Consider the following 15,600-nt stretch of genomic DNA (forward strand, 5'->3'; position numbering starts at 1 on the left):
GACTTCCTCCATCCTTGAGGTTTTTGGGTTTGGTCACTTGAAAACTTCTCCAAGTTGGGGTGAAGTCCCTTTTTTATGTCCGAAAATCCTTACGGCTCAAGGCCTCAGATTACTGCAAAACGCTCAAATAAAAAAATACCGCGATTTTTCGCGGCTTGCGGTAAAAATTTATCGTCAATTTCCTTGGTCGTCGGCCGATGGACCGTAGGCCCCAGGCACCGGGATATCCAGCAGCCGCAAATAAACGCCGAGCTGCGCACGATGGTGGACCATATGGCTTATTCCGAAGGTGCGAAGCGCGATCGCACGCGGCTGGCGAAGGATAATGTGGTCGCCGTTCCGCAAGGTCCATTCTTCTCCGAGCGATTTCTCGTCGCATTCGTCCAACAGCTTTTCAAGCTTGGCCACATTCCCGTCGAACTCTTCCAACAGATCTTCGCGTCTTTCCACAGCTTCCCGCCGAAGCGGCACGGTCGACAGGTCGAATTCCGGGTAAAGAAAAATCGCGACTTGCCAGTTAAGCAGGTTGATCAGGTGCGTGGCCAGTCCGCTAAGCGTCATCGACTTGGCATGCGGCTTCCAGGACATGTGCTCCTCAGGCAAACGTTCCAGGACGCGGCGCGTCGAAGCCAGCTCATTCATGATGTCTCCGACGATCAGTTGTTTCACCATCCAATCCCTCTCCTCCCTTATATCGCAAGCATACTATAAACCCGGCCTGATGGAAAGACTTGTCTTAGATCGTTCGGCAACAAGCATAGTGAGGTAAATTATCCTTTTGAATACCTTAACTTTATTCGATACACCGCGGCTGCGAAAAAAATAAAGATACATGCCAAGCACAGAAGGGCCGCGCCAACGGCGCCCTTCGCTTCGCCCGCGGGCTCCAGCCATTGCGCCGAAATTTGCGGCAGGGAACCCGGGCTATAAACCGTATACCTCGGCAGCCATCCCGACGCCATGGACAGCAGCAGCGCCGCCCCCAGGCTAACAAAAGCTATGCCTGGCGCGGGATCCAGAAGCGAACTCACGAGCAGCGTCAGCGCTCCCGCAAACCAGAGCCACAGCAAATAGAAAAGTCCTGCTTTAACAACCGCACCGGCCTCAACGGCGCCGATGATCTGGACGGTATAATACCAGGCGCCTCCATAGCCGAGCGCAAACGAGGCGGTGACGAGGGACAACATGCTTGCCCACTTGGCCGCAGCGTAGGACACGTACGACACCGGCTTTGCAAAGATCATTTGTGAAACGCCGCTTTGCCGCTCCCCGGAAATCATGGTCATGACCGACAATACCAAGATCAAAATCCCTATCGAGCTGTACTGACCTAGCGTTTGCGCCAGCACCTCCGCCCCCGAAGGAGGGGCGATCGTGATCGTCATGCCTTTGGGCATGTTTCCCGCGGACTTCAAAATTTCCGGCATAAAACGCGTCATCACCGGCTGCATGACCCCCAGCATCAAGAAGACGAGCGGGACCCACAACCATTTATAGCTGCGTCCCATCTCCAGCATCTCTTTGCGGAAAAACAACTTGAACTGCATCATGATCGCACCGCCTTCAGGAACAAGTCTTCGAGCGTGCTTTGGCCCGCTTCGAGCGTACGAATCGTCACCCGTCGGGACACGGCATCGGCCATGAGTTCAAGCGCAGCCCGCTCGACGTCAGCGACCCTAAGCTTTGCCCGTCCGCCGGATATTTCCGATTGCACGACGAAGTCCTTGCCCCCCGCGGCTGCAAGCCATGCCCTCGAAACCTCGTCTCCACCGACTTCCAGCCGAATCACCGGTTCGCTGTAAGTTCGGCGCAAGTGATCAAGACTTCCCTGCAAAACAATTTCGCCTTCGCGCATCATGAGAATTTCATCACAAATCTCTTCGGCATCATGCAGCACATGCGTGGAAAAGAGGACTGTCGTTTCGAGACGAATACGTTGGAGCAGAGTCAGAACATCCTTGCGACCTGCAGGATCGAGCGCCGATACCGGTTCATCCAGAATAAGCAGCCTCGGGCGGTGGATGAGCGCCTGGGCTAGCCCTAACCGCTGCTTCATGCCGCCGGAGTAACCACCGATCCTGCGTTTGCCCGCATCCCGAAGGCCTACGGCGTCCAGCCACTTTCCGGTCTCCCGTGTGGCTTCGCGTCTTGTCAGCCCGGCCAGCTCCCCGGAGTAAAGCAAAAATTCAGCCCCGGTCATCCAAGGATAAAACACGGGCATTTGCGGCAAATATCCGATGTAAGGCCGGGGGTCGGCGACCGGTCTTCCTTCCGCCAGAAGCACGACCGAACCGCCTGACGGTTGAAGCAGCCCCGCCAGCATGCGGATCGTCGTGGTTTTTCCGGCACCGTTCGGGCCGATCAGGGCAGCGCAGCTGCCTTCGGCAATGCTGAACGAAATCCCTTTAACGACTTCGCGATCCTTAAATCGCTTGGATAATCCCTTTACCTGGAGCAGCTCCCGTGTCATGAGGCATCCTTCCTTCCGATGACAAAGTAAGCGACCGAACCCAGAATGTTCCCGCATACGATGATGATGACCCACAACCATTTCGGTCCGCGCGTCGCTTCCGCTTTATATAAGGATATCAAACCAATCACGGCTAAAATCAGCTGCAGGCCGATCAATGGCGCGATCAAACTCCAAGGTATGCCCGTATTCATCGCATCCATGGTCGTCTCCCCCTTTATTCATTTGATCCATATTGGTGTTTACGGTTCTTAAGACGCTCTTTTCGCAAGGGCCAGTAAATATGAACGAGCCAATAGGCAACGAGCGGTCCAGGGAACTGGATCAGCCCGACGATCCCCCATATCCAGTAGTATTTCGTGTGGCGGCGCGAATGGATGAAGAGGAACAGGCTTTGAATCAGCAAAATGCAGGCGATCAGTACGACTGCCCATAAAGGAACCGATTCGGGATTCGTTTTAGGCATGTCCGGACTTCACCTTCTTCTTCGAACGATAGAAAAAGCGAAAAGCAAACGCGATCGCGCCGACGAAGACCAGCCCCTGGATAACCGCAAACACGACGATGTTCATGGACGCCAAAAGCATATTGCCGCCGATGATGGCCAAGGCCATGATCAAAAACAGCGCGACCTCAAGTCCCGCGCGTCTGCGGAGCTTCCGCTTCTCTACTGCAACAAAACGTTCCAGTTCGTGCAACGGCGGCGGTTCAGGCTGGCGGATCGCCAGTTCCATCTGCTCGAACCCTTGCAGCAGCTGCGCGATCAGAGCCTGGTCCTCCGCAAATGGCTCTTCATGAACGATTTCGGCATGCGCACGCTCCTGCTTGTTTAGATCAGCGGACCTTTCCCGCTCTTCCTTGTTCCACTTCATCCGTCGTCAACTCCTTTCGTACCTGCTGCAACCCGTGATGGATTCTAGATTTTACCGTCCCTGGCGGAATGTCCATCATGTCGGCGATTTCATCATAGGCATAGCCGTAAAAATGCTTAAGCAAAATCGGCAGCCGCCATTCGTAGCCGAGCCTGGAGAGGGCTTGCATCGCATCGGTCCATTCCTCCCGCCTTGCTTTCAGCTGCCACTCCGTCCGGCGTAGGGCCTGCTCCTGATCCTTCCAGTGCTTCTCGACCCTGGTACGGCGCATCTGATCGATATAGATCCGCGTCGCCAGCGTGATCATCCAGGAAGAAAATTTGGATTTTCCGTTATATAAATGAATCTTCTCGATGCACCTCAGCATCGTTTCCTGCGCCAAGTCCTCGGCCATCGCCGGGTTCATCGTCATTTTGACGAGATATTTCATTAAAAAGGAGTAGTGGGCCTGCAGCAGCTGCGCCATCGCCTGACTATCCCCGCGCTGCGCCCGTTCGATTTGCTTGAGTTCTTCCAACCGCAGTCCCTGCTCCTTTCCTTTGGATTCATGTCGCCCATTCGATTGCATCAGTCCGTACGCAACCCATGCAATCACCCATAATACGAAGAAGTTCGCGAAATCGTTCACCGGAAATCAATAAATTTGATCGGGCACTGCTTGACCATGCATAAACGGGAACGCGGCAGCATCTCCCGACTACATTCATCCAACGCCGTCATCCCCTCGAAAAGATGCAGAGTGCCATGTCGTCAGTCCAGGCCTAACACAGAAACAAAATATAAAAGCCGCGATATTCGCGACTTTATACTCGATATATGCTCTTCTCCTGCGGCAAGTTTCTTACGCCAACCATGATATGCGTTTATTCGGGACAGCTGTTTAATTCCATGACAATCATTGCCGTAAATATCTTCCCGTGATCGACTGCTCCGCATGGACAATCTGCGAAGGCATCCCTTCGAAGACCACTTGGCCGCCCTTGCTGCCTCCGTCCGGTCCCATATCGATGATCCAATCCGCCTGGCTGATCACTTCGAGATTGTGCTCGATGACGATCACCGTATTGCCGGCATCCACGAGTCGGTTCATGATCTCCAGCAGGTGTCCGATATCCGACATATGCAGGCCCGTCGTCGGCTCGTCCATTACATAGATGCTGCCCTTCTTATGCAGCTCGCTTGCAAGCTTGATACGCTGGCATTCTCCGCCTGATAGCGTGCTGAGCGGCTGGCCGAGCGTAATATAGTTCAAACCTACATCGCTCATCGCCTGCAGCTTGCGGACGACCTCTTTCAGCTGGAAAAATTCCAAAGCCTGTTCCACCGTCATCTCCAGCACATCTGCGATGGACTTGCCGTTCAGCTTGTAGGCGAGAACCTCTTCCTTAAATCGTTTCCCTCCGCATGCTTCGCACGGCATCTCCACGCTTTCAAAGAATGAAAGGTCCAAGTACACAACGCCCAGCCCTTGACAGTGTTCGCAAGCTCCCTTGGAGTTGAAGCTGAACAAGCTTGGGCTCACCTTGTTCGCGGAAGCAAAAGCCTTCCGCACATCATCCAGGATGCCCGTATAGGTCGCAGGATTCGAACGCGTCGATACACCTACCGCCGATTGGTCGATGACGATCGCATCCGGATGCTGGCTGAGGAATACTTCGTTAATCAGCGTGCTTTTGCCCGATCCCGCCACACCCGTAACGACGGTCAGCACTCCGGCCGGAATGTCGACGCTGACGTTCTGCAGGTTGTGTAAAGTGGCATCCTTGATGGACAGCTTGCCGGATGGCTGCCTGCAATCTTGCTTCAACCGAAGCGGCCGCTTCATATGGATGCCTGTCAATGTATCGGCCTCAAGCAAGCCCTGGTAGCTTCCTTCATACACGATGGTACCGCCGCGGCTGCCGGCGTACGGACCGACGTCAACGATATGATCCGCCACTTTGATGACATCGGGATCGTGCTCGACGACTAACACGGTATTCCCCTTGTCGCGCAGCTTCTGGAGCAATTCATTTAAGCGGTGCACGTCGCGGGGATGCAAGCCAACGCTGGGTTCATCGAAAATGTACGTAACATCGACCAGGCTTCCGCTCAGGTGTTTCACCATTTTCACGCGCTGCGATTCGCCGCCGGACAATGTATCTGTCTCGCGGTCCAGCGTCAGGTAGTCAAGTCCGATATCCACCAGATGCTGCAGCCGCTCCGTCAGCGACTTGACCATCGGCGCGGCGGCAGCGTCGTCAATCTCCCGAATGACGCGGATAAGTTGTCCGACCTCCATGGAAGACAGCTCGGCTATGTTATGTCCATTGATCTTGCAGCCCAGCGCGGCTTGACTAAGCCTCGCACCGTGACAGCTTGAACATGGACCCTCGGAAATGAACGGAGCGACGGTTTGCTGCGTGCGTTCGGACTTGGTTTTCAAGTCCTGTTTGATGTATTTGTTCGTGAACTTCTCGATGACGCCTTCTACCGTAATATTGGTTGCCTTCCCGGCGAAATCCATCTTCACTTTCCGGGCTTTGCCATACAGCAGCTGCTCCAGGTCTTCAACCGAATAATCGCTGAGTTTCTTATCAGGATCAAAGGAACCTGACTGTACAAGCATGTTCCATTCCCAGCCGCCTACCGTATAGCCCGGCAGCATAATAGCCCCTTCATTGAGGGACTTGGACATGTCCACCGCTTTGCCCATGTCGACGGTAAGGCTGCGTCCGATCCCGTTGCATTCGGGACACATGCCTTGGGGATCGTTAAACGAAAACATGTTCGCTCCCCCGACATAGGGCTGGCCTACCCGTGAAAAGAGAAGACGGAGAATGGGAGAAATATCGGTAATGGTGCCCATCGTGGAATGCGAACCCCCGCCCCACCGCTTCTGATCCACGATCACAGCCATACTCAGGTTCTCGATTGCGTCCGCATCCGGCTGCGGGTATTTGGGCAGAAACGTGCGCACGAACATGCTGAAGTTCTCATTCAGCAAGCGGGTGGATTCTGCGGCAACGGTATCGAAGACGATCGATGACTTGCCTGACCCCGATACACCGGTAAAAATCGTGATTTGCCGCTTGGGAATGCGCAAGGATACGTTCTTGAGATTGTTTTCCCTCGCAGCCGAGATCACGATATACTCCTGATTCGATTCGCTCATGCATCCAACATCCTTTCAAAGTCATGTCCATTCATCGTTGCATTCTTCGAAATAAAATAAGCGGGCTGCCCAACTTGTCCGAAGCAAACGCAAACCGGCTGCAAAAAGACATGCAACCGGTTTTATTTGATTGGGCTCAAGCCGTGTTCGATGATGATACCCATAAACTTCTTTATCGTAGTATTTTTTTCGTTGCCTCGATAACGCACCGTTCAGAGAACCATTGGCGGTTCTCCGCCGATAGCCCAAATATAGGATAATCGGTTACGGTTGTCAACGTTAGGCAATTTGCCTTTAACTACCCGTTGTCCACCGTTTGAAGCGGCGTCAACGGCGTCTCCAATGAATCCCAAACGGATCTCTATCGATGTTATGAACCTGGCTGGGACTGTTTTTTATTCGCAGGCGCGAACCAACCGAGAAGAGCGATCGCAACCAGGACGCCGTAGAAAACAAGGGTCCAGGCTGTGCTATGCGGGAAATGATGATTCAGCACGCCAATATCTTCATGTGCCAAAGTAATGACGGCGAGTTTGACGCCGACCCACGCCACGATGGCGTATGCCGTCGTCTCCAGTGCAGGCCGTTGAGAAAGCAGCTTAATAAACCAGGTGGCCGCGAACTTGATCAAGACGAGCCCGGCGATTCCGCCCAGCACGACAACGATGAATTGTCCTCCGTCCATGCCGCCGAAATCCCGAAGCGGCGAATCCGGAAGTCCCAGCGCCAATGCCACGGCAGCAAGAATGGAATCAATTGCAAAAGCGAGATCCGCAAGGGCAATTTTACCTACCGTCGGCCAGAAGCCTTTCCCCGCAGCATCATTTTCTGCGTCCTCGCGATCCTTCTTGTCTTTTTTGCCGATACGGGCCTGGATGATGTGTTTTAATCCGAGGTACAAAAGATAAGCGGCTCCGATCGCCTGTATTTGCCAAACGTTCGCAATGAACGATATCGCAAAGAGCGCGGCAAAGCGAAAAACGAATGCCATGACGATCCCGTAATTGATGGCCTTCTTCTTTTGGTTCTCAGGCAAGTGCTTTGCGATGACCGCCAGGACAAGGGCGTTATCCGCCGATAACAAACCCTCCAACCCAATAAGAATCAACAATGCCCATGCATACTCCAACCAAAACGACTCCAACGGCATTTCCCCTCTCCTCATGTTTGTACGGCTTTCCTTTCGTTATTACGTTGTTGAGCGATGCCTCGTTTCATTCATGTTCAGCCCGGATTCATCCGTTCGTCGAACAGCCGACAAGAACGATCCCTGCCTCGCCCGCGAAGGGTGGGGGTAATCGCTTAATAAGCAGAAAAAAAGAGGGAAAACGTATCGCTTTCCGCCCTTTTTTTGCTCGCCAACACGGCGGCTTTTTTAGCTTCCATTCTCCTAAATCATGTTCTCCCGATCCTAATTTACCCTTTCCCGAACACTCTTCGGCAGCTTTTGGACAACCAAATCGTAAGAATGGTCGATCATGTCGAATATATCCGTCTCCGATAAGGATCCATTCAGTTGAACGGAGTTCCAATGCGTTTTGTTCATGTGGTACCCTGGTTGAACGGCCTCATGCTGCTCCCTCAAATTTTCGGCGATGATCGGGTCGCATTTGAGGTTTACGATAACGTGGTCCCCATGGTCAAAAACGAGAGCAAACATCTTGCCGGCCACCTTGATGACGAGCGGATCGGGCCCGAAGGGATGGGTCTGAATCGCTCCTTTCTTCTTCAAGCAGTAACCGACGATACGATCTTTCATTTCCGGCACTTCTCCTTTGCGAGTGACAACAAAATCCTATGCGTTTATGATACTGCAACGCGTAAACCTCGTAAATGCTCCGTGCTACGATAACTTCCAGGCAGGTATCAAGGAATGGAAATGGAAAAAATAGCTCGCGATGACGTGGAGTAACGTATACAACGCTAAAATAATCAGATACGTCAATAACCAAATCCGGAACGGCTGCTGCAAAAATAGAAACAGCAACAACATGCCGACAGGGAACGGTATGAACACGATCAACCCGATCGGCAATTTGAGTGCCTCGGCAAGGGCACCCAAAGAAACGACGGACGCGCCTATGATTAGAGCCTGCCAGGCATAAAGGCCTGGAGTGAGCAGCCGGCTGCCGAAGAAATAGGATAAGGACGTGAGGAATACAGCCATCAAGAACTAGCGAAATAGTGCATTGCATCTTCACCTTTCGGGCAATATTTTAAATAGGATACCAGATGGAACATAATAACATCCACGTTTTTATGTTAAATAAATGTAAATTTATATACCAATTGGGATAACTTATCGGGCTGGATATCGATTGTCTTTATCCCCCATTTCTTTCTTCAAAGATCAAAAAAGCTCCCCCGGCATAATCGCCGCAGGAGCTTTTTTATTGTTACCATTGAATTTGCAATCCCGGTGCAGCCTCGTGAAGCGCTTGTTCCAAATGATCTTTGATTTCGGCCAAGTCGGCCTCGGTATCGGCCTCCGCCCGAAGCACCAGGATCGGCTGGGTGTTCGAGCTGCGTACCAGGCCCCATCCGTTCGGGAACAGCACGCGTACGCCGTCGACGTCAATCAGCTCGCACGTCCCTTGAAAATAACTTTTCACCTGTTGAATGATCTGTTGTTTCGCATCGTCGTCACATGGCACCCTCGTTTCCGGAGTGGCGCAATACCTTGGCACGTCGGCAAATCGCTCGGACAGCGGACTCGAATCCCGGCTCATGATGCGGAGCAGGCGTCCCGCGGCATACAGGGCGTCGTCGAAACCGTAATATTCGTCGCGGAAAAATAAATGCCCGGACATTTCGCCCGTAAACGGAACGTCCAATTTGCGCATGCTCGCTTTAATATGGGAATGCCCGGTGCGATGGAAAATCGGCTCGCCGCCCAGCTTCTCGATCTCCTCCACCAGCGCTTTCGAGCATTTGACTTCCACCAGCGCCTTGCAGCCCGGATATTTCGGCAAAATTTCGCGCCAGAACTGGATCATCAGCTGATCGCCCCATAAAATGCCGCCCTGTTCGTCCACCACGCCAAGGCGGTCGCCGTCCCCGTCGAAGGCGATGCCGATGTCGGCCTTTTCCTTTTTCACGGTGTCAATCAAATCCCGCAAATTTTTCGGCTCTACCGGGTCGGGATGATGATTCGGAAAATCCGGATCCGACTTGCAGTACAGCTCGATCACTTCGCAGCCCCAACGCCGCAGCGCCTTGGGAGCGAACGGCGACGGCGTGCCGTTGCCGCAATCGACAACGACCTTAAGCTTCCGGCCGTTCAGCCGGATTTTGTCTGCCAGCATGTCCAGGTAAGGCTCTTCCACGCTTTCGCGGCGCAGAGCTTCTTCGGCATCATCGAATCCGGAAGGCAGCTTGCCTTCGGCCGCCAAACCAATCATGCGGCTGCGCAGCTTCTGGATTTCTTCGCCGTAGATCGTCGTATAGTCCATGGCGATTTTAAATCCGTTTTCGTCGCCGGGGTTATGGCTGGCCGTAATCATGATGCCGCTAGGCTCTTTATAGTGATGCATCGCAAAGTAGAACATCGGCGTCGTCACTTCGCCGATATCGACCGCTGTGCATCCGGCTTGCCGCAAGCCGGCGGTCAGCGCCCGATGGAACTCCGGGGAAGATTTGCGGTTGTCATGGCCGACGATGGCCGTGTTCCGGCCCGCCGACTTCAAGGTTTCGCCAAAAGCTCTCCCCAGCCAATAACAAAAAGGGAGGTCAATGTCTTCATACGCTTTGCCGCGAATATCGTATTCACGGAATACATGGGAGGGGATGGAGGTTCCCCCATCCCGGGCTGGCATCCCCTGCTCCTGCAGTTCTTGGGTTAAAGGCATCGTTTATCCACCTCTTTTTGGTTGTCGTTTATTGGATGATGGCGAGTTACGCTTGTTGGTTTATCGTTTTTTCGTATATAGCCTCGGTCAGCAAGTAAGAGACGACGGCCTCCGCCCCGCAGTTCACATTGGGACCGTCCGCGTTCAAACCGTCGCAGCAGCTGCCGTCCTTCTCGTGAACCATGGGTGCTCCGAGATCATTGCCGCCGTAAAACCAATCGCGGCATTTTGTTACGACCGATTCGTATTTTGGCATTTTCGTCAGCTCATAGGCTTTGGCTGCGGCTAACGCCAACTTCATGACATCGATCGGCTGCTGGTCCCACAAGGCCCGGTCACCCGGACGGCACCAGCCCTTGCTTCCGATCGGCCGGATTTGCCCCGCGTCGTTTTGCGACAAACCGATCAGGAAATCAAGGGAGCTTAAAGCGATATCGAGCATATCCGTGCGTTTTAATATTTCATAGGCCCACAGCATCCCCCAAGGCAGCAGGGCGTTGCTGTAAGTGATTTCGGGTTCGTACCATGACCAATCCGGAGCCGAATGCCGGTGATAAAGGCCGGCAAGGCGCTCTGCGGTTTCCCTGATCCGGTTGGTCAAGTCGACATCGTAACCGGAACGCTGCAGCAAGCCGGACGCCGCCAGGGCGTAAGCCCATCCGCGCGGGTAACGCATGTGATGGGCCTGCCCCAGCGCTTTGCGGAAAATCGATTCCGCCGCAAAAGCGAAGGACGGCGAAGGCTTTGCGGCCATCGCCCGGGCACATGCCCATAAGCAGCGTCCAAGGCAATCGTCGGAGGGCGTTTCCGGCTCCTTGCTGCGGTCATAGGCAAAATTGTTGTGAAAATGCCCGTCTTCCTTTTGCGCCCACAGCAAAAAAGCGATATAGGTTTCGGCTAACCGCCCGAGCCTTTTTTGGTCTTCCTTGCCGCAACTGCCGGACCATTCCAGGCAAACCCATAACGCCCGGGCTTGATCGTCCGTGCTGTACCCTTCGTTGCGCCGGGGAATCGAACCTAATCCATGCTCAAGGATCCCCGTGTCGTCCGTCATTTTTTCAAGATGGTCAAACCGAACGGATGGCCTTTCCATGTCTCCCCACCTCGGTCAACAAACGGAGATATTCATGTCCGACGTTCGGCCAATGCATCGTTTGGCCCAGCCGCTTCATTTTCCGGACGACATCCTGCAGCATCACCTCGTTGGTCAGCAGCGACACGATCCGTTCCCGCCATAATGCCTCGTCTTCCGCCGGGATCAGCAGACCCGGTTCATCGGCAAGCAAATCTTGCGCATAACAGTACGGGGTCGACAACACCGGACGCCCCAGGCCGACTGCATAAGCCAGCGTACCGCTGGTAATCTGCTCCAGCCCCGGATACGGCGTCACGTACACGTCGCAGGCGGTGATATGGCGAACCAGATCGTTTTCCTCCATGTAGCGGTCGATCATGACGACGTTTTCCCCGATGCCGGTTTCCTCGATCATCGCCTTCAGCTCTTCGCGGTATTTCTCCCCTTCCCATTTTTTGACTTCCGGGTGGGTCTGGCCAACGATGGCATATAATACGTGAGGCACCTTTTTCACCACTTCCGGCAACACCTTCAGGATCAGTTCGATCCCTTTGCCGCGGCCCAAAAGGCCGAACGTCATCAGCACCTTCCGGTCCGCCCAGCCGAGCTGCTCGCGGAACGTTAGGCGGCGCTCCGCGTCGGGTTCGGGCGTACCGTGCGGAATGAAGACGATGTTGTCCTCCGGAATGCCAAACGAACGATGCAAATACGAAATCGCTTTGCGGTTCATGACCACGATTCGGGCGCTTCGTTCGGCAATTTCCCGCTGGATGCTCGCGTAAGGCTCGCGGGGATGCTCAAACACGGTGTGAAACGTAGTCACCAGCGGTTTTTTCAGCTCGCGAATGAAATGCAATATATGCCGGCCGGCTTCCCCGCCGAATATCCCGAACTCGTGCTGCAGCGAAACGACCTCGATATCGGAGTGGTTGATTTTGTGCGCCATTTTCCCATAATCTTTTTCGCTGTCGCGCCGAAGCAGCCACAGCAGCGGATCCCTTGATCCGTCCGTTTCCCCGTCGTGGAGCACGATGACGGGATCCTTCTCTCTCCACTCTTTGGCTGCGTGGACCGCCTGCCGCAAATGATAGGTAAATGTGGCCAGGCCGCATTTTTTCGGAACGTAAGTGCTGACATAAGCTACACGCGTCATGCTTGCATCACTCCCAATCGGTTCATCACGGCTTCATGCAAAATATGTCTTGGACCGAGCTCCAGCCCGTATCCGAAAATGCAGTTGTTTAAGTACGCTCCTTCGTTTACCCGGCAGCCGTCCCACAGGATCGTTTCCGATAAGCGGACGTTCGGGCCGATCGAGCACTTGTCGCCGAGCACCACATGAGGTCCGATGACGGCCCGGGCACCGATTTTTACGTGATCTCCGATTAACACCGGAGGAACGAGGAGGACGCCGGCTCCGATTTTGCAGCCTTTGCCGATCCAGATGCCTTGATCTTGGGCTTGTCCGGGCATCCGGATCCGACCGGCACCGTTCAAGAGATCCCAGTGAACTTGGCGGTATCTATCTTTCGTGCCCATATCGGCCCAATATCCTTGGATGGTCGTGCCGAATACACCCATGTTTTCGCGGATCAGCAGCGGAAACGTTTCACGTTCAATGGAGACTTCCCGATCGGACGGAATCGCTGCGAGCACGCTTTTTTCCATGACGTAAATGCCTGCGTTGATCCGTCTCGAAGGGGCTTCGTCCAAGCGGGGCTTCTCCACAAAACGCAAGATGCGCCCCGTATCGTCCTGATCGACGACCCCGTATGCGCTTGGATCTTCCACCTCCGTCAGGCCGATGGTGACCTTTCCTCCATGGGATCGATGGAAATCCAGCAGCGGTTTCAGTTCAATATCATGGACGATATCCGCATTCATGGCAATAAATTGTTCATCGAGCAAAGGCTCGGCGTTTTTGATCGCCCCGGCCGTTCCCAGCAGCTTGTCTTCCATCGCGTACTGGATCGAAACACCCAACCGGCGGCCGTCGCCGAAATGATTTCTTATTTTTTCGGGATGATGTTTCAGAGCGATAACGAAACGGTGAACGCCTTGTTCCTTCAGATGAAGAATGAGATGTTCCAGCCAAGGGCGATTCAGAATCGGCGCCATCGGCTTCGGCATGTTCTCCGTCATGGGTCTAAGTCGGGTTCCCAAACCACCGGCAAGTAACAGTACATTCATTTTCGAAATCTCCTCCTGTTCCCAAAAAATTGTTCGACAAACAAAACTTACGCCAGCTTCGGACACTGACGTTCTTGTTCCTTGCTCCCCTCCTTCCCCTCTTTTTATTGTTAGCACTCTATGTAGTCGAGTGCTGATAATATAGTATTTTATGGAAGGTTGCTTTGTTTCTTCAAGTTGTTTCAGAGATAATAGCATACTTTTTTCTTTTAATTTTCTCCTTTTATCTCTTGTTTTCTTTTAAAATCTCATGATTTCTCTGATTTATTCATGAAAGGCTATCGAACCGGGAACGCCGTCCAAGCCGCAATCGCGCTCTGATCCGCTTTGCCTGAAAAAGCGGGAATCCCGGGTTGTCCATTGACGATTGAACCGCCATGAAAAAAAGACTGCCGGTACGTTTTCGCCGACAGTCCCTCTTTTCCAAGCAGCATACTTCTCTCATCCTATTCGCTGGACAATTCCTTGAGCGATTTGATTTTTCCGTGGGGATGCTGTTGTTGCTTTCTTGACTTCCAGGCAGCTTCTTTCCTTCTCTTCTGGTGAGCCATAACAGAAATCCTCCTTTAGAAATCGAGATGTACACTACTTCCTTATGTTGTCATTTTCAAGCCGGGTTCATTCATGAAATTTGCCTGGTTGCATCCGTTTTGGTCAAAGGACAATCCGCAGAATTACAGCGTTTTGCGCATGAATTGCGCAACATGCTTTTCCGTAAAACCAAGGCTGTCATACAGATTTCTGGCATGATTCCCGACGACGCACCAGAGCTCCACGCTAGGGTTGCCGCGGCGGATGATCTCATTGCATAAATACTTGACAAACGTTCTGCCGATTCCACGTCCTTGAACATCCGTACGAACGGAGACGCTGCCGATTTCATTGCCCGGAATGTGGCCGTAAGCGACGATTTCCCCGTTGAATTCGTAGACGAAACGGTTAGCCGCGTTCTCTTTCCATGTTTGCCTTTCCTTTTCGCTCGGCTGGGCAATCGCCGAATCCGGAAAACACCCGACCCGGACGCGCATTTCGTGAAATGCTGCGGCATACAGCGATTGGCAAACCAAATAATCTTCGTCCTTATAGCCCCTCACCGGAAGTTCTTCCAGTGGAAAAGGGGCTCCGGTGCGCTGCATGAACGCCGATGAAAAGTAGGGCTCAAAACCGAGCTTGCACGCAAACGCAAAGAGCACGGATGACCGGCACGAAAGGAACTTCTGACTATTTGGGTTCCGCCTGCCCGCAATTTTGCCTCGGCATACCGGACCATAGCAGAACCGATGCCTTGCCTGCGATCCTCCGGAGCCACAAAAACGGTTAAATACGACTGGGATACAGGCTCGTTCACTTGGGCCAGACCCACAAGCTTGTCCCCGATATACGATACAACAAACAAATCCGGTTCTTCAGCCAGCACCCGAAGGATATCTTCCCCCGCGTCGGCGTCTCGGCTTAACGCTTCTTTGACCGCGCGTTCATCTTTTGGACTGAAACGTTCATAGCGGATTCCTGCGATATTCATCCAGCTTTGCCCCTCCGTTTCTTATTAAATCTCATAAAATAGATATGTATTGCTTGGACGTTAACAATGCCGCTCCATGCGGCGTTTTTCCAGTTTACCATTTCTTGCGGACTTAAGGATGTACAAAATATCTTTAGCGATAATCAAAATAATAGACCCTGGCAGCCGTGACAGGCAGCAGGGTCTCTGTTGATTTACGTTTTTAACATCCCCATGTTCTGGCAACAATGACTAGCAGAATAAAAAGAACGAGAATCGTAAATATTTTGTTGCCTCCGCCATAATCCGCTCCCATAACTTCGCCCATATTGTTCATACCCCTTTCAAATAGGATAATACATCTTATTAACTCAACTTTCGCAGCTTAATTTTCCGAACAAAGCCTTGATATAATTGGGCAAACTCGCAATCCATTGCTGGAGTTGACATACAACGGCAGACTGATCCCGTTTGGATTTTGCTTCCGTGA

19 protein-coding genes are annotated in these 15,600 nt (G+C 53.0%); 1 reads left to right on the forward strand and 18 read right to left on the reverse strand.

The features are described from left to right. Window positions 1-208: hypothetical protein (locus tag KI367_RS25855; RefSeq protein ID WP_212953036.1), on the forward strand; the 208-nt coding region annotated here is incomplete at its 5' end. Here KI367_RS25855 and KI367_RS25860 read toward each other — a convergent pair. The 18 genes from KI367_RS25860 to KI367_RS25940 form a co-directional block, all read right to left on the reverse strand. Further along, window positions 175-672, reverse strand: coding sequence for a DinB family protein (locus KI367_RS25860; protein ID WP_036713305.1), 498 nt, complete (start codon window positions 670-672; stop codon window positions 175-177). The genes KI367_RS25855 and KI367_RS25860 overlap by 34 nt on opposite strands. A 98-nt stretch (window positions 673-770) precedes the next feature. After that, window positions 771-1,550: an ABC transporter permease gene (locus KI367_RS25865; protein WP_212953039.1), complete on the reverse strand. Its 780-nt coding sequence runs from the start codon at window positions 1,548-1,550 to the stop codon at window positions 771-773. Next, window positions 1,547-2,470, reverse strand: coding sequence for an ABC transporter ATP-binding protein (locus KI367_RS25870; RefSeq protein WP_212953042.1), 924 nt, complete (start codon window positions 2,468-2,470; stop codon window positions 1,547-1,549). Before KI367_RS25870 ends, KI367_RS25865 begins: the two co-directional genes overlap by 4 nt. After that, entirely contained in the window at window positions 2,467-2,664 is a 198-nt protein-coding gene (locus KI367_RS25875; RefSeq protein ID WP_036713323.1) for a PLD nuclease N-terminal domain-containing protein, read from the reverse strand. The genes KI367_RS25870 and KI367_RS25875 overlap by 4 nt, the downstream gene beginning before the upstream one ends. Window positions 2,665-2,687: 23 nt before the next feature. Next, complete coding sequence (locus tag KI367_RS25880; protein ID WP_036713302.1) at window positions 2,688-2,936, reverse strand: hypothetical protein; 249 nt, start codon at window positions 2,934-2,936, stop codon at window positions 2,688-2,690. Next, entirely contained in the window at window positions 2,929-3,342 is a 414-nt protein-coding gene (locus tag KI367_RS25885) for a YxlC family protein (protein ID WP_212953045.1), read from the reverse strand. Before KI367_RS25885 ends, KI367_RS25880 begins: the two co-directional genes overlap by 8 nt. Further along, window positions 3,305-3,859, reverse strand: coding sequence for an RNA polymerase sigma factor SigY (gene sigY / locus KI367_RS25890; RefSeq protein WP_212953048.1), 555 nt, complete (start codon window positions 3,857-3,859; stop codon window positions 3,305-3,307). Before sigY ends, KI367_RS25885 begins: the two co-directional genes overlap by 38 nt. A 378-nt stretch (window positions 3,860-4,237) precedes the next feature. After that, on the reverse strand, window positions 4,238-6,496 hold the full coding sequence (locus KI367_RS25895; protein WP_212953051.1) for an ATP-binding cassette domain-containing protein: 2,259 nt from the start codon (window positions 6,494-6,496) through the stop codon (window positions 4,238-4,240). Between the two features lie 370 nt (window positions 6,497-6,866). Further along, window positions 6,867-7,640: a TerC family protein gene (locus KI367_RS25900; protein WP_212953062.1), complete on the reverse strand. Its 774-nt coding sequence runs from the start codon at window positions 7,638-7,640 to the stop codon at window positions 6,867-6,869. Between the two features lie 267 nt (window positions 7,641-7,907). Then, the gene (locus KI367_RS25905; protein ID WP_212953053.1) at window positions 7,908-8,255 is read right to left on the reverse strand and encodes an MmcQ/YjbR family DNA-binding protein; all 348 of its coding nucleotides are present in this window, start codon (window positions 8,253-8,255) and stop codon (window positions 7,908-7,910) included. Between the two features lie 637 nt (window positions 8,256-8,892). Further along, window positions 8,893-10,311 carry a phosphomannomutase/phosphoglucomutase gene (locus KI367_RS25910; protein WP_212953066.1) on the reverse strand — a complete coding sequence of 473 codons (1,419 nt, stop codon included), beginning with the start codon at window positions 10,309-10,311 and terminating at the stop codon, window positions 8,893-8,895. Window positions 10,312-10,390: 79 nt separating this feature from the next. Then, window positions 10,391-11,437, reverse strand: coding sequence for a glycosyl transferase (locus KI367_RS25915; RefSeq protein WP_212953056.1), 1,047 nt, complete (start codon window positions 11,435-11,437; stop codon window positions 10,391-10,393). Further along, the gene (locus tag KI367_RS25920) at window positions 11,412-12,572 is read right to left on the reverse strand and encodes a glycosyltransferase family 4 protein (protein WP_036713297.1); all 1,161 of its coding nucleotides are present in this window, start codon (window positions 12,570-12,572) and stop codon (window positions 11,412-11,414) included. The genes KI367_RS25915 and KI367_RS25920 overlap by 26 nt, the downstream gene beginning before the upstream one ends. After that, window positions 12,569-13,609, reverse strand: coding sequence for a nucleotidyltransferase family protein (locus KI367_RS25925; protein WP_036713296.1), 1,041 nt, complete (start codon window positions 13,607-13,609; stop codon window positions 12,569-12,571). The genes KI367_RS25920 and KI367_RS25925 overlap by 4 nt, the downstream gene beginning before the upstream one ends. 278 nt (window positions 13,610-13,887) lie before the next feature. Beyond that, window positions 13,888-14,043, reverse strand: coding sequence for a hypothetical protein (locus KI367_RS25930; protein ID WP_212953059.1), 156 nt, complete (start codon window positions 14,041-14,043; stop codon window positions 13,888-13,890). A gap of 12 nt (window positions 14,044-14,055) precedes the next feature. Further along, window positions 14,056-14,160 carry a DUF6254 family protein gene (locus KI367_RS27390; RefSeq protein WP_246537318.1) on the reverse strand — a complete coding sequence of 35 codons (105 nt, stop codon included), beginning with the start codon at window positions 14,158-14,160 and terminating at the stop codon, window positions 14,056-14,058. Window positions 14,161-14,283: 123 nt separating this feature from the next. Further along, the gene (locus KI367_RS25935) at window positions 14,284-14,703 is read right to left on the reverse strand and encodes a GNAT family N-acetyltransferase (protein ID WP_036713294.1); all 420 of its coding nucleotides are present in this window, start codon (window positions 14,701-14,703) and stop codon (window positions 14,284-14,286) included. Further along, window positions 14,700-15,131, reverse strand: coding sequence for a GNAT family N-acetyltransferase (locus KI367_RS25940; protein WP_036713292.1), 432 nt, complete (start codon window positions 15,129-15,131; stop codon window positions 14,700-14,702). The genes KI367_RS25935 and KI367_RS25940 overlap by 4 nt, the downstream gene beginning before the upstream one ends. Window positions 15,132-15,600: the final 469 nt, after the last annotated feature.

The sequence above is a fragment of the Paenibacillus cookii genome, assembly GCF_018333375.1.
GTDB classification, from domain to species: Bacteria; Bacillota; Bacilli; order Paenibacillales; family Paenibacillaceae; genus Paenibacillus_AQ; species Paenibacillus_AQ cookii.